Source organism: Bacteroides caecigallinarum, assembly GCF_016902295.1.
Classification (GTDB): Bacteria; Bacteroidota; Bacteroidia; order Bacteroidales; family Bacteroidaceae; genus Phocaeicola; species Phocaeicola caecigallinarum_A.
On record NZ_JACJLQ010000050.1, the window covers coordinates 1 to 17,096 of the forward strand.

A 17,096-nucleotide genomic window follows, 5' to 3' on the forward strand; every position below is an offset into this window, starting at 1 on the left:
TCATTTCCCGTTCCTGCTTTTTCAAGCACACTTCCTGTCACAGTCGTCACCATAGCATTGCCTTTTACACGTGTTTTAGGCAAGTCTGCCTTTACCACTACTTCTCCTAGCATCTGATTTTCTGGCAATAACTCTATTATACCAAAATCCTTATTATCAACTTTATTATATACCGTTTGGTAACCAATAGAAGATATTCGAAGAAGTAAGTTAGGTTTGTTACTGTATAAGCTAAAACTACCATATTCATCACTTATAGTTCCAGCCTCAAATACTGAATCAGGAAGTGCTAATAATACAACATTTGCATAAGGAAGAGGGTGTTTATTATCATCTATTATTTTACCTGAATATGTAATCTGAGCAAAACCAATAATATACCAAAGATTAAATAATAATATACAGAAAGTTTGTCTCATAAGATTATTTATTTAGTTAATTTACTATAGTGTCCAATTCGATATTCCAATTTATTGATTAAAAGTTCAATTGTATATTCCTTAAGTTATTGATATTCATATAGTTTATGGTATATGCTAAAAGGGGAAATACAACGTATTATTTAGAATCAAAATCAATGTTTAGAATCTTTGTATTCTAATTGAAAATCAAAAGATTAAAGAGTATAATACAACTCAAAACCGAGAACATTAAACTGGACACCCTATTTATTTACTCAAAAAACACTAACAAACGTTTGTTTAATCATTATATTTATTAGACTTTCAATCCAACCAATGTTTCAGTAATTATTGTTGCATAATCCAATCTTTTTAAGAACATCATTGGCTTATTATGTGAACAGTTTATTACTATTCAACCTAGCCTGAGAAGTCTTACGATAAAGATTCTTAACAAATTCTTCTAAACCCGTATCTAAAATTTCTTTCTTACAATAATCTATATTTTGGGTTAGGAATTGATATTTACGCATAAAACATGGCCCCCCACAAAGTGGTAGTAATTTACACTCAATACATTTTGTATCATGTATATAAGGATTATTATCAATATTTTGAAGTTTTTTTTCGTCCCAAATAATCTCACCTTCTTCATTTAATGTTCCGAAAGAGTTCTGAACATTATAATCCATTGCAGTACATCTATATATGTTTCCATCAAAATTTATATTTGCATAATTGATTCTATCTGCATAACACAAGCATCCACTAATAAACTGGAAGTCAGAACGATCAGCCATTTTAAAATTCATTTTATGCAATTTTTCCATATTTTCTAATAGTCCATCTGGGGTTTTCTTCTCCTTTTGACCATAGGTTTGCCATACTCTCTTAAATAATATTTCTATTTGAGGACGAACTGATTCAGGAATGCATTCAAGAACTTTAGAGAAATCTGTTTTTATAATATCATCAGTATAATTTATTCGTAATATAAGTTGATTACAAGAAGAATAGGAACAATAATAAATACAATTAGCTAGAATCTTTTTAAAAGATGGTTTACCATTACAATTTCTTGTTTTATCATGTTGCTTTTCATCACCATCTAATGTAACTTGAAGAGAATTCAATCCAATCTCAGCACATTTCTTTACTAGCTCTTTAGTTAATAAAAAGCCATTAGTTGTCATATTGCATTTAAACTTCTTGCCTAACTGTTCGGTTTCATTCTTAATAAATACCGAAAAAGGATATACTACAGAATCAAAATACATCAATGGCTCACCTCCAAACCAACTCAACATAAATTCCTCTATATCATTTCTTTTCAAAATGTTAAGTGCTAACTTCTTTATTCTGTTCGTAACCTCTACACTCATTTTACTATGTTTATGACTTTCGTAGCAATACCAACATCTAAATATACAGTCCTGAGTAGGGTTTATTACTAAATGAAATAAGGAACTATGCATATCATCATATTTCCTTTTAAGAAAATAATTAGTTTCATCTACAGTATTCTCAACTAAGAAATGCATTTTAGTTAATAATTCTGTTATTTCTTTATCTTTCTCCTGCTCACGATTCTTATTCTCTATAAGCTTAATTAAATAGTCATACGAATCTTTACTGACTGAAAATATTTTATGTGATATCCCGTTTAAACATATGATTTCACTGCCATTAGGAACAAAATAATTATATTTACTTCCAACCATATAGGTACATTTTTAATTAAAGAAAATAACCCACCAATATTATATCTGTATAAATATATTATTGGTGAGTTGTTTTTTACAATTGTCTAATGTCTGTTTCTTGCTTAATCTGGCAACCACATTGTGGTACATTGTTGTTTACACACCTGACATCTATAACCCCACCACCATCAACAGATTCCAATTCTGAATCACTTAATGTTTCACTACTTGCAGCTTCTTGCAATTCTTTCAACAATTTCATTTTTTCATTTTCGTCTTTCATAACCAAAAATTATTAATTAAAATAAATATTAATATAGAGTACATTTATTCGGGAAAGAACAAATTGTATCTTTTATCTAAGATAATGCACATAATTATCAAAACTACAGTTATTTTTTTGCAATTACAATAGTTCGCTCTGTTATATTACAAATGTAATGACATCCAATCCGTTAGTAGGAGTTTCAAAATTATTTTTTTAATATCCTATATAATTTTTCATTTCATCTGCATAATCACATCGTGGATCTGGGAAATCATAATTTTCTCTACCATATGCTTTCAATATATCTGCCCAACATCGGTTATTTGATTCAAAACATTCTTTTCGCAATTCACATCGGGAACACGTACTCACTGGTCTTATATCATTCCAGATATTCTTTGCAAGATAAGTAGCACGTTCTGATTTCCAAACAGAACTTATTTTATCCCTACTTACATCTCCTATTATAAAGAAAGGATGCCAGTATAATTGTTCGCAAATCGTAACTTTACCGTCAGGTAATATGAATAGGTTTGTGTTTAGAGCTGGGCATTTACTGTCCTTAAAATTCTTTGCGCCACCTTTTTCTAAATAATATTTTTTATCTACAACCTTTTTATCATATATAATATTAAAATCCGATTGCTTTGAGATATCATCAAAATATGCATATAGTGTTCGCAGTATTTCAGAATCAGGTTTTAGAGATTGAAAGTTCTCTACTTTCGGATACAAGGAATCATGTACAGGCACTATGCTCCATGTCACAATATTTTTCAATCTAGTGAGAAAGTTATACAGTTCCATCAGTATATCAATATTGGCATTGTAAGTCGTAAGTACTGTCGCAATCTGATATTTCAAACCAGATTCATCCAACAGAATAAGGCCCCTCTTCACTGCTTCCAAATATTCTTCAGATACATTCAAGGTAGATTCAATTACCTTAGTATCCAAAGCATCAAGAGAAATCTGTATTATTCCTTTATACCCAATCTGCTGTAGTTTTTCTATTATATCCTTTGTCAAGGGCATTTTTGTGGATACATACTCCGCTTCTACATGGCAGTCTATTGTTTTTTTTAGAATCTGTGCCCAGTCCGGGTGTAGAAAGACTTCCCCACCAATCATATTTACGCACTTCATCTTCAATTTTCCGGCTTCCTCAATAAGTTCGCATATACGCTTGGTAGATAGTTTTGTACCGATATTGCTCCTTCTATCTGCATAACAATAGCAGCAGTCTGTCACACATCTATTAGTAAGCATCAATGTTATTGACAAGGGAGCTTCATATAGTCTGCGCTCTGAAAGATCTAGATTATCACAAACAAGATCTTCGGGTTGAAGATTAAGATAAATACTCTCTTTCGAAGCTCTTATCAATACATTTCTTGGAAAAACTATCTCCTGACCATGCCATCTTGTGCTTAGCAACTCCTTATTTTCTATGAATGGTATAATGTAATGTTCCATTTCATTATGCTGACAATGAAAATAGTTGTTCAATAGTTTTATATTCTCCTCCAGACTTCTTTCAAACGTAAAGAAACTAAGCATCAATGCCTGTAATGGATGTATGAAACTATACCAGTTACTTGAACTGTTTGCATCTGTTCTATTTTTAGAGAACATAACTATACGCCGTGTATCATTACGCAGATGATAATGCGGATTTAATATGTATATTTCATTTCGTTCCATTTCCTTTTCTTATTATTACATGCCTCTGTTCAAAGCATCCCAATCCGCAGGTCTCCTCCAAATGCTCATCATTTTCGTCCGTATTGACGCCACCTTGTACCCCAAACAGTTCATCTAAATCCAACACATCATCAGACTTATCAATGTGTACATTATCATTTATAATATTAGATCCTTCATTTTTATTATTTTTATTTGTTTCCATAATACAATAATTTAAATGCGATTATCTTAAAAACATACTAGTTACATACGGTTCTTCTGGCTGTCTCCAGCGCCGGTTCCCTTGTACTTGCTTCTTGTGGTATTAAACTTATAGCGGACAGTTAGACTGACACTGCGTGAATTTGGGTCGTTATTCATCTTGATGGTACGTACCGCTCCGGAATATAAAGTTCCGTATTGCTTTTGAGTATTAAAAATGTCATTTGCCTGAAGCAGGAAACTCATCTTGCCGTTCATGATAGATTTATGTATGCTTCCGTTTACGGACCAGCTCTGTTCGTCCAATCTGGTATTCTGCATATCGCCTGTACTCATCCATCTGACACCCATGTTTAGAAGAAAGCCCATAGGCAATTCAAGACTGTTGTCCCAGTTAAGCATAAACAGTGGCTTATTAAGATTAATGTAACCTTCAGGGCTTTCTACCTCCAGCCATTGCTTGTTCAAGCTGGCTGTCCAGGAAGGCGACCATTTACCTATGGTAGGAGCGGCAGTTACAGCGACAAACAGCATGTCATAAGCAGGAGAATTGTTCTGGCTTATCAATGCGATGGTAGGATCTTCGTTTGAATATGGATAACTTGTATTAAAGATATCATCTTTAACATGCTGGTATCCGGCACGCCCTGACAACCATTTGTAGGATACACCTAAATTAAGTGAGTTTGTCATGACCGGTCTCAACAACGGGTTTCCGCCTTCATAAGTATAGCGATTGATATACGCCACTTGACTGCTGAGTTGGGAGTAACGTGGACGCTGTATCTCCGACCTGTACTGTAACATAACCTGTGTTTTTCCCAATGGAAAGAAAATCGATGCCGAAGGAAACACATTGTGGTAAATCTTGCTCTGATCTTTCTGATGTTCATCGTTTACATAATAATCAAAATCATCGTACTCGTATCGGATGCCCAGCTGAGCATTTACTTTGCCAAATGCCTTGCTGTACTCGGCATAAGCAGAAGCGTTGTTCTCATTAATTTCATCCTTATTGTCGGATATGATACCTTCGGGATTACGATAGTCCATGTTTCGGCTCATATATCCGTATTCTGCACCAACAGAGAAATTACCTCCCCATAAAGGGCGTGACAATACAACCTTGGCTGCATAAAATTCATATTCAGTGTTACTGTATGTAGTTACCTTGCGGACAGATTTGCTGCCATCCGTAACCTTTATTTGCTCATTGACCAGGTTGTCCGCATCTGTTGTCTGCCAGATGGCATTACCGTCCACATCCATGTGCCAGTTACCGACATTACCGTTATAATACAAATCAAGGGTATGTTTGGTATAATCATTAGAGCCGACTGAAGAGTTGTCAGAAGATTCATAATCCGCTCCATCACTGAATACATCGGTATATACATCCATATAATTTCTGTAATACGGTTGTCTTGCGACACGATAATATGCACCCAACGAATGGTTGTTGTTAAACACATAATTCATACCCAACCTACCGGTAAATGTCCTGCTCCGGCTTTCCACATCGGTAAGGCTTTCCTGTTTCCAGTGTTTATCCAGATAAGTATCCTGAACAGCCTGATGAGTCTTCCAATAGTAGCTGTCAGAATAAAACAAAAGACCAAACAAATCAAAGTTATTTTTACGGTAATTAAAATTAAACTGGTCCAGCCATCCCGCTTTCTTGTTGTAATCTCCCATTAAACGATTGTCAAAACCAAAGCCCTCGCCAGCCGGTTTTTGTGTATTAATACGTATAACTGCCTTAACAGATGCATCATAACGAGCACCCGGGTTCATCACGACCTCCACATTCCGAATATTGGAACTGGATAACTGGTCAAGTTCTGAAAGGTCACGTACCTTGCGTCCGTTAATATAATACTCCGGTGTTCCTCGTCCCAACACTTGCAAACCGTTGCCTACATCTGCCACACCAGGCAATTTGCGCAATACATCATTAGCTGTACCGGCATAAGACAACTTGCTGTTCTTTACTTCAGTGACCATGGCATCACCTTTTACACGTGTTTTAGGCAAATCGCCCTTTACCACTACTTCTCCCAATTGCTGCGACTCACTTTTAAGTTTTAATACCAGTGATTCTCCTTGTCTTAATTCCTTATACAATGTTGTATAACCAATACATGATACTTTCAACAATCCATCTATAATATCAGTATTCAAGCTGAAGTTACCATCTTCACTACTGACTGTACCGGTAACAAAGGTTGAATCAGGCAAAGACATAACAACAATATTGGCAAACGCCAATGGATGATTTTGTTCGTCCGTTACCTTCCATATAGTTTGAGCGCTTGTATAAGAAAGCACGGACAAAAGCATACAAGATAGAATTATTCGTTTCATACAAATTCTATTTTACTGTTAATAAATTCTATTTTTAAGTGCTAGAGCCTTTGGACACCTTGGATCGGGATAATATACATTTTCTCCACCATATCCTTGTATAATATATTTCCAACACACTCCTTTTTCAGTATGACAACTCTCGAAGTCAGGACAATTTCCGCACGCAGATTTATTATAATAATCTTGATTCAGAAACTGTGGCATAATTGTTTTCCAAACCTCCCTAAATGGTCTATCACATATATTACCTAATACAAAAGAGGGATGTGACATAGTACCTTCACAAAAGGTAACATCTCCATTTGGCATTATAAATGCTTGCCACAAATTACCGGTACACAAAGATCTATTAGTAAAATATTTATCTTTTTGCAATGCAGTTCCTTCAATACTGTCTTTCGGAATTGCATAAGGCATGGAAAGTGTATAATTATAATTATCCTTTACTTTTTCTATATATTCAGTTATACTATTTATAGCTTCTTCTGAAGGCATATATTCCAAAGACTTATACATTGAAATACCAGCAGGTATTACAGTCACAGAATCTACACTGAATTCAGAAAAGAAATCCAATAATTTACTTAATTCGTCAATAGAACAATTATAATGCGTAAATACAGAATTTATTTTAACACGAATACCATATTCCTTCAATAATAAAAGCGTTCGTCTCATATTCAAGAGATATTTCTCCCCATCAACCTTTAACAAACGACTAAGTACTTTCGGATTTATACTGTCCAAAGAGATTTGTATCTTCTTTACTCCAACCTTTTTTAATCTTCTTATTATATCCTCTGAAATAGGAATCTTCGTAGAAATAACAGGAAACAGATTAAGTTGATGTAAACGAGATAGAATCATTTCCCAATTTTCATCCAAAAGGAACTCTCCTCCCATAATTGTAAAATCGAGAATAGGAGATTCTTCTATTTCATCCAGAAGTTCCATAACCTTCTTTATAGGAAGTTGTCTTTTTTTTCTCACTCTACAATCAGCGTAACAATATATACAATCTGTGTAGCAGACTGTATTTATCATATATGTTATATAAATAGGGAAATTTAGCTTGGATGTTTTAAAATCTAGATTTTTGAAGGAAAAATCTGTAGAAATTATATTTTTATCTATTATACAATCATCACTTTTACGCAGCAAAAGATTTTTAGGAAATAAAAACTGTGTATCTCCCCATTCTACTTTGTAAGATTTTTCATTCTCTGTAATTTTATTGATAAATTCAATAATCTTCCTGCCGAATTTAATTCCCAAATGAGTTCTGGCAATTACTTCTTCTATTGTGTTACCACCATTAAATAAAGCCAATAACTCTGCATAATAAGGATGGATAAAAGAAAAAAAACCTTTAGAATAGTTGCCATCATTCTCATGACGTGCACACAACAAGCTTCTTGTTTCATCATGCCGAATTAAATAATTCGGATTTAAATATAATATTTCAGTTTCTGTCATAATTATCCAATTACTCAAAATCAATATCCTAAACTATAAAGCTGTTCTGAGTTTTATCACTCAGAACAGTTTCAATGAAGTTCCTCAAGAATCGCCCACTAATAATTAAGGTTGAACTCTATCAATTTCCTCTTTACTAATAGCATCAAGATTACCCCAAAAGCAAGCAGCTACACATCCTATGGCGCAAACGCCACCCTCAACTTCTTCCATTTCATTAAGTTTTAAAAGTTCCTCATCCTTTACATGCTCAGCAACCTTTTCTATTATTTGCTGTCTCAGTTCTTTTCCGTTGTTCTCTTTCATAACACTTCTTAATTAAAGATTAAACAAATATTGATAATTAACTCACAAATATCAAAATAACATTTAATACAATCCAGTGAAAATAAACCTATGACTTAGTTTCCATTATAAAGTAAAGGTGGTACAAGCTATTACTAAACATTTTATTCATAAACACACCCATCATATACAATCACTATAAAACGAATCAGTTTTAAAGGATATATCGCATATTGCTCTATTTTTCTGTAACAAATGTAAGCACAGCCAATCCGCTAAAAGGAGTTTTGAAATATTTTTTTCGAAAATCTATCATTTTTACAAGCAAGTTCAAAAAACAAATCGAACAACGTGTCCTTATTCGCGTATACGACTTTAATTCGCTAACATTCTTCAATTTTATGAACTTTCAGGAATCATTATTATAAAAGTCTAAATATCGGTCCGAATATTCTACTCAATATACTACGGCTTGAGGTGATTATTTCAGCTTTACCTGCTAATCCGACTTCATAGTCAACTTCGTATTTCGAAGTTGTATGCATGCCTTTAGGCAACTCCACCTCCACAGCATAGTTTTTACTCGATGGGACATATGTTACTGAGCTTATTTCTCCTACCAGATAACCATACGTATGCGATGGATACTTCGATAACTCAATGTTTACCTTATCGCCTACTGCAATGTCTGCAATCTGATGCTGCGTCAGTTTTATATGTCCCTTGGGATGACCTTTATATTCCGACACCACCGAACAGATTGTATCACCTACCGAAACACGATTATTTATACTCCAGCCTGTCCCTAATAGGACTATTCCATCGTTGGCACTCTTTATCAGATACCTGTTTTCCCACGATTTCAGACTGTTTACCATCCTTTCGTATGCAAGTTCAAGCAATCTCTTATTTTGGGCCGTCTCCAATTTATGCTCCAGAGCTATTTCAAACAGGTTCCTTTTTGCATTCAGGATTGCAAGCTCATTCTTCACCGAGTCCTTCAATAGTATTTTTATTTCTTGTTCCAGATAGTTTCTTCTCTGATTATATGCATTATACTCGCTGGCAAATACATTGGCACGTACAGCTTCTGTGAATTGTTCGTATGAGGAAGACATCTCTCCCATTATCAAGTCAAATGGATAGTTATCCAGATACGAAGGATCATCCGTCCTGTAGAACCATTCTACCCGTGTCAATACTTTACAGAATTTTTTCACATCCTCAAGCGATGCTGTATTACGTATTATACCAAGAGTGTCATTCCTCTTTACCCTTGCTCCGTCTGGTACAAAGAATTCACCTATTATCCCATCCTCGTTGGCTGTTATCCATTCAGTCTTCGAATAGTCGTCTATGGTTATGCCTGTCTCTACGACATCAGGATACTTGAATATATAACTGCCAGCCAGCAGTACTGCTATCAGGCTATACACTATATAACTGCCTGTATGTATCAGCCAGTTCGGCATATCACCGAGCATATCACTCGAACTCTCTCTCGAATATAGTTCTATGTTCTCACCTTCCTGTTGTTTCTTTTCATCTGTATCTTCTTTTTTCATATAGATTTATGCATTAAGTTCCAACTGATTCTTTACCAGCCTATAGTAGTCTCCTTGTTTTGATATCAGTGATTCATGATTTCCTCTCTCGGTTATTACACCGTCTTTTAGTACTACTATCTGGTCAGCATTTCTCACCGTACTAAGACGGTGCGCTACTACGACTACTGTCTTGTCCTCAAAGAACTGGTTCAGATTCTCCTGTATTGCTTTTTCATTATCAGTATCCAAAGCATTTGTAGCTTCATCAAAGAACAGGTAATCCGGATCTCTGTATATTGCCCTGGCAATCAGAATACGTTGCTTCTGGCCTTGGCTTAAGCCTTGCCCTGTACTTCCGATTCTGGTGTTATATCTCAAAGGCAGCGATTCTATGAAATCCTTTATATTTGCCATCTTTACCGCATACAATAGTCTTTCCCGGTCAATAACATCTGCATCCGGTGCTATATTATTGGCAATGGTATCGCTGAATATGAATCCTTCCTGCATCACAACTCCACAGTGTTTGCGCCATTCTTTGAAACTGATTCTTTGTAGGGGCGTCTCACCGACCATTACACTTCCTTCCGTAGGTGGATAGAATCCTAACATCAGCTTTATCAGAGTCGTCTTTCCACTACCGCTCAGTCCTACTATTGCCGTTGTTTTTCCTGCTGGAATATCCAGATCAATACCCTTTATTATGCGCTTCGATTTCTCCGAACCATAGGTGAACTGCAGTCCTCTCAATGAGATGGAATCTTTTCCTGAGACTTGATTCACTGTCTCCATCGAGTCAGATTCTTCATTCTCCTTGCCGTGTATTTCTCCAAGCCTTTCAAGGCTCAGCGTTGCATCCTGTGACTGTTGCATGAAATATACAAACTGTTCTACAGGTCCTTGCATCTGACCGATAATGTATTGTATGGAGAGCATAATGCCAAGCGTTATATCTCCGTTCAATACAGCTGTAGCAGACATTACGGTTATCAGTATATTCTTTACTTCGTTAATCAATACTGCACCGACCTGTTGCCATTGCCCGAGATTCAGCGAACGAAGGTTTATTCTAAACAACGATGCCTGTATATTCTCCCATTCCCATCGCTTCTGCCGTTCACACCCAAGCAGTTTTATATCCTGCATTCCATACACAAGTTGCATCAGATTATCTTGATTCAGAGCCATTTGCTCAAAGTTTTTTCTGTTCAGGTCTGCACGTTTCTTCATGAAGAGTTTTACCCATCCTATATAGAACATGCTGAATGCTAGGAATACAAGGAATATTTTCCAGCTGTATATGGCCAGCACAATACCGAAAATGGTTATAGTCAGAACAGAGAACAAGATATTCAATACCGATTGTGTCAGAAAAGCTTCTATGGTTCTGTGATCTTCTATACGCCTTATCAGGTCACCGGCAAGCTTACTGTCGAAGAAACGCATCGGAAGTTTCATCAGTTTTACCAGGAAATCCGATATCAGAGCCACATTGACTCTTGTACTTATATGTAGCAGTATGCATCGCCTTATTACCTCTATCAGTGTCCTGCTGAATACAAGCATCAGCTGTGCTACCAGTATCAGCTGTATGAAGTTCATATTCCTGTGGCCGATACCCTGATCGACTATAGTCTGTGTCAGGAATGGAAATATAAGCTGCAGGATACTGCCTCCAAGTATACCAAGGAATAGTTGCACTATCATTTTCTTGTATGGCCGTACATAGCGGAGCAGATACCATAGCGACAGTTTCTCATATCTTATCGGCTCTGTTTCATAGAATTGCGGTGTTGTTTCAACCAGCATTGCAATGCCTTTTTCTACACCTCCTTGGCGTGTGCTTATCCAGCATTTTTTCAATTCTTCTTCCTCATACTTCAGCAGGCCATAGGCCGGATCGGCTATGTGGAAATATGTTTTCCCTTTCGACTTCTCAACCCTGTATAGTACTACAAAGTGCATTTGGTTCCAATGCAGAATACATGGCAGTTTAGACTGCTGCTTCAGTTTGTCTATAGTAGTACGTATACCGGTTGTACGCAGTCCTATACTCTCTGCCGCTTCACTTATTCCCAGCAGATTTACTCCTGTACGTTGTATATAGGAATTCTCGCGAAGCTGTTGCACGGAAAATTTCTTTCCGTAATATCTCGCTATCATGCGTAGACAGGTAGGACCACAGTCCATACCGTCGAGTTGTCTGTAGAATGGAAATTTCATATCTCTAATTTTTATTTATACAAATATCCATTCTACCAATCCGCTCGCAGGATTTTCTGTACAAAAAAAGCATGATAATTGTTCAATTACCACGCTTTTCTAGCCTTCGTATACTATTTCTTATGAAATAATGTTGTTTCCAACACCGAGAACAAGTCTTCACCGTCATAATAATAAGTTTGCCTGTATTTATCATACGAGATATCCACTTTCAGGTCATATCTGAAATAGTTAAGATATTTGCCCAACTGCGATTTGGACAATCCTACCTTTTCAGCAAACTCTTCTGGTGTACCGGTACCCTGTCTGTATATCTGATTATGAATGGCACAGAGTTTCTCAAATGATATTACTCTCATAGAATTCATTTTTCAAATTGGCTCCATACCTTGTCATACGGAACTGGACTGGTTAATATTATAGTATAGATTCCATTATTTGACAAATCTGAAACTGAAATTGTAATTTGTGCAGAATTCTCTTTTGAGACACAACCATTTTTTAGTACATTACCAAATGTATCTATAACCTCATAAAAAATTATTCGGTCAGGCCTTTTATTATATATTACAAGTATATCATTAAATAATTCCGAATAAAACGGTATCTCTAATTGCTCACTTCTAAATATATTATCATCTTCTACCGTCCAATTCCCACCCCAAGAGAAATTATTTTCATTTGGAAATAACTTAATACTAAATAAAAAAAATAAAATCAATAAATTTTTTCTCATAATTACAATATCTATTTTGTTTAACATTTCTGTCACAAAAATAGATACTTATATAATTATATACTTAAAATAAAGATAGATATAAAATAGACAAGTAACACAAGCACATTACATATAATACATTATATATCAACCATTTATAAAATCAGAAAATAACTTTATATAGATAAACACTCTTCTTAATATTCCCAAAGCCAAATATCAAGCCCTTTTCCCTTTAAATCTCCACCTAACTCTGAAAAAATCTTTTTCTTTATACGAAGTTTGCTTCTTGAAACAGAAGCTGGAGCTATATTTAAAAAAACTGATATTTCAGTAATAGAAAAACGAAGTTTTATCAAACAGCATAATGCAATTTCATGTTCACTTAGACAAGGTACATCTTGAGACAACTGCTGTGTAAAATTCTGAAAAATAGTATCAGTTATTCTGCATATATCACCTAATTCCGCATTGTTCAAATAGACAGGTTTCAAATGAAGATTATGCAACATAGGTATTTGAGCTAGGAGAAAGGAACATAATTCCTTTTCCCTTTTTTCCAATAATAAAAGTCTATCAGACAAAATCTTCACATTAGATAATTCATGAGAAGATACAGAATAAGAAGCAATCTTTTCATACAGTATTTTTTTTTCAAAAACCAAACGTTCATTTTCTTTTTTTAGATTATCTAGTATTACCCCTTGTTCTATATAAAATTCTTCTTTCTTATTACTCTCTTCATACAAAGACTGAAGTTCTACAATATATGATTCATTTTTCTCAACCTCTAGCTCTTTTTTATGTAGTTTTAAAGCTAGATTTGTCAATTCTTCTTCCTTCCTATGCATAACAATTCGCTTGTGCAAATATATGTATATAAGTAAAATCAATAATAATAATACCATTACAATGGTAAACATCCACCAATAAATAATATTAGCCTTTTCTAACTTTAATCTTTGTTTTTCAGTAACCAATCTTTCATTATTATATTTTTCTTTATAAGCTATAATCTCTTTGCCTCTATCTAAAGCTATAATAGAATCATTATAAAACAATAACGAGTCACAATAGTTCTTTAAATATTGATAATATCTTGGATTTTCCCCCAATCTATATAAATAACTGTAAACAGAAGCTTTTGAGTAAATATTATCGGTATTTAAAGCTTGGTTTAAGTAAATGAAAGCAGAATCAAGTTTACCTATATGATAATAATTCTTACCTATAAGTGAGTATGAAAGATTATTTTTAGGTAATGATTGCAAAATACGCAAAGATTCTTCATATTCATTATTATTCATATGTACTAAAGCTATTTCATGTTGGATGTTATAGTAATGTTTTGTTTTTTGAAGTCCAAGTTCTATAGCTATTGCCCCACACTTTTTATACGTATCTATAGCTTTAGGTAAACTATCTAAAACACTATAACATCTGGCTAGATATTTTAAAGCCCCCATTTGATACCTTTTATTAGAATCCTCCATTGCATAATCATATGCTTTCATACAGGCTTCTAAAGCATAATCCCCAAAGTTACGATATAGATACAACTTCGCTAAAGAAGACATAATCAGATAAGCTGTTTTATAATCATTAGTTTTTTCTACTTCTGTCTTACCCTCTAGGTAATAGCGCATTGATTTTTCAATATTCCCTAATTCATAATTTATATCACCCATATATAGGGACGACATAGCCTTTCTTTGAGAATTATCTGTTTGTTTATAATAATCGTAAGCAATATTTATTAATGAATCTGATTTAAATTTTACCATTTGTTTATACTTTGCTTGCGTCACCAGCAGACACCATAATGCATGATTATCCTTATCAGTTCGTGACGAAGGTTTCTCCATTTTTTCCAATATATGCAATGCACTGTCAGGATGGTCAAACATCACTTTTTCAGCTTTCACAAGTTCTGGTATTTGCTTGTTGACTTGACCACTTCTGTTACACCCTAAAATTATCAAAAAGAAAATAATTGTTATATATATGTATATAGATTGTTTCATAAATATCAATTTTTCTGCAAAAATATAAAAAAAACGACTTTTCCCATAGTTCAAGTACAATTATTACTGCATTATTGGCAATATTGGCATTTTCACTTTTTTACATTCCGTATATTATTGATTATCTGTTATATAATTATTATGATTCATTCAAGTTACGTATGAAGTCTGATTTCTTTAATCCTGATTCGTTTTTTATCATAATATTATCTCAGTCTTTCTGTTTGGGCAAACCGCTTGTAAACAAAGCCTTCTCCTAAAATGCAACACCACAGATTCATGTGGGCTTTATTTTACCATGCAAAGTTACAGCCTGCAGACATTTATCAAGAACCGTTTTACTAATCTGCTTGAAATTGTGGCTGTACCCATTAAATCATAGATTTGGGTACATACACAATTTCATAGCGATTTTCTTGCTCAATCTCCGCTTGTGGCTGAATCATCAGGCATGTAAAATCTATCCCTACATGGAATCCTTTGGATTTTATGTTAAACAAGGGAAGTATGTATTATTCATTAAACACATATTATTATGCCACACTGGAGTACTACAGACTATGCCATTACAGGCAAGCATGAAGACATTTCCCGCCTGCATTCAGATTTCAAGCGTGTCATTGCGATAGACCACAGCGCAAACCAGGATTCTTCGACATTTTATTCCGATGCAAGCTGGCTGGGATATATCGTTGACGAACTTCTTCCTGACGTGAAGAACACCGAAATCGATTGCCGAGGTACCGTATCATCTATTTCGGATACCGTCCAGCAGCTTGACGAAACACATAGTGTTGTCAGAATATCTACTGAGACAGCATGGAGTGCTTGCAATGAACTTTTTGATATCCTTGCGGAGAAATATCATGTGAATATTAAATTCTACGAAGAAGAACCTGGCAGTATCATTTACAGGACGAATGATTCAGAGGGTATCTTTTTCCCTGCCCGTTACGTCATGTACACCGAACATGACAGGAATGATTACAATGATTTTGAATCCCTGAAAGAAGATTTTGAGTCCTACACAGGTGTCAAGGTCGATACTTTCGAGGATATGGAAGCCGTTGCTGACGAATACGAGAAGGACGAAGACCTTTGTGTATATCAGATTGAGATAGTATGATTGATTGTTTTAACGGCAGTCCTGTTCAATCAGGGCTGCTCCTTCACTATTATACCCCATACTCTCCCCTTATATTCCTCTACTCCCCCTTGTAACTTCATTTCTTTACCTTTTCTACATTTCAGGCCATTTCATTATCCATCCTTGTCTTAGGTTATTTTTCCGCAAAGTTACCGAGAGTCTTCACTAAATATTCAAATCGGTCAGGCCACACAGTGTTGGCAGAAATCTTCCTCTCATGCTGAGAGCGTATTTCTGCCACCCGATTTGCCTTATTGGTGACTCTCCTTTGCCATGGCAGAAAAACAACCCTTGACAGGATGATAGTCCTGGACATAAGGGAATTAAAACTTTATGGTTATGGCAAAGATAGAAGAAAGCGTTAAGAAACAGTTGACAAAACTTATTGTTACATTCTTGAAGTATTACCCTGTACGCATCAGGAATGTCGGTGAGAAAGAGAAGCAGTCACGTCAGATAGTTTGGGATTTCAAGGACGGCAGAGAGTTTGAAAATGTGGCACAGGAGACCGCCCAACATTTCAAGGAACATTTCGGAGACAACCGCAAGGACATCGTGTTTGCGTGTGTTCCGGCATCCACAGCCGAAAAGAACGAGCTTCGTTTCAAGAAGTTCTCTGCACGTGTTTGCGAACTCACAGGAGCAACCAACGGTTATGAGCATATCCATATCTTGGCGGACAGGCAAACCGTTCACGACCATCGCAAGACCGAAGGAGAAATCCGCAAGACACAGGCAATCGAGTTTGACAAGGATTTTTTCGCAGACAAGAAAGTGCTTGTTTTCGATGATGTCATTTCACGAGGTCTGTCTTATGCAAATTTCGCCAATCAGCTTGAAGCGTTCGGAGCTGAGGTATTGGGAGGTTTCTTTTTGGGTAGAACATCATACAGAGTAATATAATATATGAACAAATTGATTTTAACCCAAGTTTGATAGCCAAAAAAAATTTTTAGTTATTTTTTAGCTGTATAATTTCACTAATCCATTGATTATCAGCTTTAGCATTTCTCAAAATTAAAATGTAGT

General features: G+C 35.1%; 15 protein-coding genes. 2 read left to right on the forward strand and 13 right to left on the reverse strand.

Features of this window, described 5'->3' with window-relative positions; translation table 11 throughout:
• From H6A27_RS12855 to H6A27_RS12915, 13 genes are all read right to left on the reverse strand, one after another.
• The coding region (locus H6A27_RS12855) for a carboxypeptidase-like regulatory domain-containing protein (protein ID WP_204508956.1) at window positions 1–419 on the reverse strand (419 nt) is incomplete at its 3' end.
• Window positions 420–793: 374 nt separating this feature from the next.
• A complete protein-coding gene (locus H6A27_RS12860; RefSeq protein WP_204508957.1) occupies window positions 794–2,122 on the reverse strand; it encodes a radical SAM/SPASM domain-containing protein in 1,329 nt (442 codons plus the stop codon).
• Window positions 2,123–2,198: 76 nt separating this feature from the next.
• Window positions 2,199–2,387 carry a hypothetical protein gene (locus H6A27_RS12865; RefSeq protein ID WP_204508958.1) on the reverse strand — a complete coding sequence of 63 codons (189 nt, stop codon included), beginning with the start codon at window positions 2,385–2,387 and terminating at the stop codon, window positions 2,199–2,201.
• A 198-nt stretch (window positions 2,388–2,585) separates the two neighbouring features.
• Window positions 2,586–4,076: a radical SAM protein gene (locus H6A27_RS12870; RefSeq protein WP_204508959.1), complete on the reverse strand. Its 1,491-nt coding sequence runs from the start codon at window positions 4,074–4,076 to the stop codon at window positions 2,586–2,588.
• Window positions 4,063–4,281 (reverse strand): hypothetical protein, encoded by a 219-nt coding sequence (locus H6A27_RS12875; protein ID WP_204508960.1) that lies wholly within the window; start codon window positions 4,279–4,281, stop codon window positions 4,063–4,065. Before H6A27_RS12875 ends, H6A27_RS12870 begins: the two co-directional genes overlap by 14 nt.
• A 41-nt stretch (window positions 4,282–4,322) precedes the next feature.
• Window positions 4,323–6,644, reverse strand: a complete 2,322-nt coding sequence (locus H6A27_RS12880; protein ID WP_204508961.1) for a TonB-dependent receptor domain-containing protein — start codon at window positions 6,642–6,644, stop codon at window positions 4,323–4,325.
• Between the two features lie 18 nt (window positions 6,645–6,662).
• Window positions 6,663–8,123 (reverse strand): radical SAM protein, encoded by a 1,461-nt coding sequence (locus H6A27_RS12885; protein ID WP_204508962.1) that lies wholly within the window; start codon window positions 8,121–8,123, stop codon window positions 6,663–6,665.
• A gap of 105 nt (window positions 8,124–8,228) precedes the next feature.
• Window positions 8,229–8,429 carry a hypothetical protein gene (locus tag H6A27_RS12890; RefSeq protein ID WP_204508963.1) on the reverse strand — a complete coding sequence of 67 codons (201 nt, stop codon included), beginning with the start codon at window positions 8,427–8,429 and terminating at the stop codon, window positions 8,229–8,231.
• A gap of 401 nt (window positions 8,430–8,830) precedes the next feature.
• On the reverse strand, window positions 8,831–9,973 hold the full coding sequence (locus tag H6A27_RS12895) for a putative HlyD family type I secretion protein (protein WP_204508964.1): 1,143 nt from the start codon (window positions 9,971–9,973) through the stop codon (window positions 8,831–8,833).
• Window positions 9,974–9,979: 6 nt separating this feature from the next.
• Window positions 9,980–12,178 (reverse strand): peptidase domain-containing ABC transporter, encoded by a 2,199-nt coding sequence (locus H6A27_RS12900; RefSeq protein WP_204508965.1) that lies wholly within the window; start codon window positions 12,176–12,178, stop codon window positions 9,980–9,982.
• A 113-nt stretch (window positions 12,179–12,291) separates the two neighbouring features.
• Entirely contained in the window at window positions 12,292–12,537 is a 246-nt protein-coding gene (locus H6A27_RS12905; protein ID WP_204508966.1) for a helix-turn-helix domain-containing protein, read from the reverse strand.
• A 5-nt stretch (window positions 12,538–12,542) separates the two neighbouring features.
• Window positions 12,543–12,914, reverse strand: coding sequence for a DUF3244 domain-containing protein (locus H6A27_RS12910; protein WP_204508967.1), 372 nt, complete (start codon window positions 12,912–12,914; stop codon window positions 12,543–12,545).
• Window positions 12,915–13,093: 179 nt separating this feature from the next.
• On the reverse strand, window positions 13,094–14,920 hold the full coding sequence (locus H6A27_RS12915) for a tetratricopeptide repeat protein (protein WP_204508968.1): 1,827 nt from the start codon (window positions 14,918–14,920) through the stop codon (window positions 13,094–13,096).
• A gap of 535 nt (window positions 14,921–15,455) precedes the next feature.
• Between H6A27_RS12915 and H6A27_RS12920 the strand changes: the two genes are divergently transcribed.
• Window positions 15,456–16,046, forward strand: coding sequence for a DUF1281 family ferredoxin-like fold protein (locus tag H6A27_RS12920; protein ID WP_204508969.1), 591 nt, complete (start codon window positions 15,456–15,458; stop codon window positions 16,044–16,046).
• A gap of 360 nt (window positions 16,047–16,406) precedes the next feature.
• Window positions 16,407–16,970, forward strand: a complete 564-nt coding sequence (locus H6A27_RS12925; protein WP_204508970.1) for a phosphoribosyltransferase — start codon at window positions 16,407–16,409, stop codon at window positions 16,968–16,970.
• The last annotated feature ends 126 nt before the right edge of the window (window positions 16,971–17,096 follow it).

What these genes read in the sequence shown, in the direction of transcription:
- H6A27_RS12860 (WP_204508957.1), bottom strand. Translation starts at nt 2,122, where the DNA reads ATGGTTGGAAGTAAATATAATTATTTTGTTCCTAATGGCAGTGAAATC.
- H6A27_RS12865 (WP_204508958.1), bottom strand. Translation starts at nt 2,387, where the DNA reads ATGAAAGACGAAAATGAAAAAATGAAATTGTTGAAAGAATTGCAAGAA.
- H6A27_RS12870 (WP_204508959.1), bottom strand. Translation starts at nt 4,076, where the DNA reads ATGGAACGAAATGAAATATACATATTAAATCCGCATTATCATCTGCGT.
- H6A27_RS12875 (WP_204508960.1), bottom strand. Translation starts at nt 4,281, where the DNA reads ATGGAAACAAATAAAAATAATAAAAATGAAGGATCTAATATTATAAAT.
- H6A27_RS12880 (WP_204508961.1), bottom strand. Translation starts at nt 6,644, where the DNA reads ATGAAACGAATAATTCTATCTTGTATGCTTTTGTCCGTGCTTTCTTAT.
- H6A27_RS12885 (WP_204508962.1), bottom strand. Translation starts at nt 8,123, where the DNA reads ATGACAGAAACTGAAATATTATATTTAAATCCGAATTATTTAATTCGG.
- H6A27_RS12890 (WP_204508963.1), bottom strand. Translation starts at nt 8,429, where the DNA reads ATGAAAGAGAACAACGGAAAAGAACTGAGACAGCAAATAATAGAAAAG.
- H6A27_RS12895 (WP_204508964.1), bottom strand. Translation starts at nt 9,973, where the DNA reads ATGAAAAAAGAAGATACAGATGAAAAGAAACAACAGGAAGGTGAGAAC.
- H6A27_RS12900 (WP_204508965.1), bottom strand. Translation starts at nt 12,178, where the DNA reads ATGAAATTTCCATTCTACAGACAACTCGACGGTATGGACTGTGGTCCT.
- H6A27_RS12905 (WP_204508966.1), bottom strand. Translation starts at nt 12,537, where the DNA reads ATGAGAGTAATATCATTTGAGAAACTCTGTGCCATTCATAATCAGATA.
- H6A27_RS12910 (WP_204508967.1), bottom strand. Translation starts at nt 12,914, where the DNA reads ATGAGAAAAAATTTATTGATTTTATTTTTTTTATTTAGTATTAAGTTA.
- H6A27_RS12915 (WP_204508968.1), bottom strand. Translation starts at nt 14,920, where the DNA reads ATGAAACAATCTATATACATATATATAACAATTATTTTCTTTTTGATA.
- H6A27_RS12920 (WP_204508969.1), top strand. Translation starts at nt 15,456, where the DNA reads ATGCCACACTGGAGTACTACAGACTATGCCATTACAGGCAAGCATGAA.
- H6A27_RS12925 (WP_204508970.1), top strand. Translation starts at nt 16,407, where the DNA reads ATGGCAAAGATAGAAGAAAGCGTTAAGAAACAGTTGACAAAACTTATT.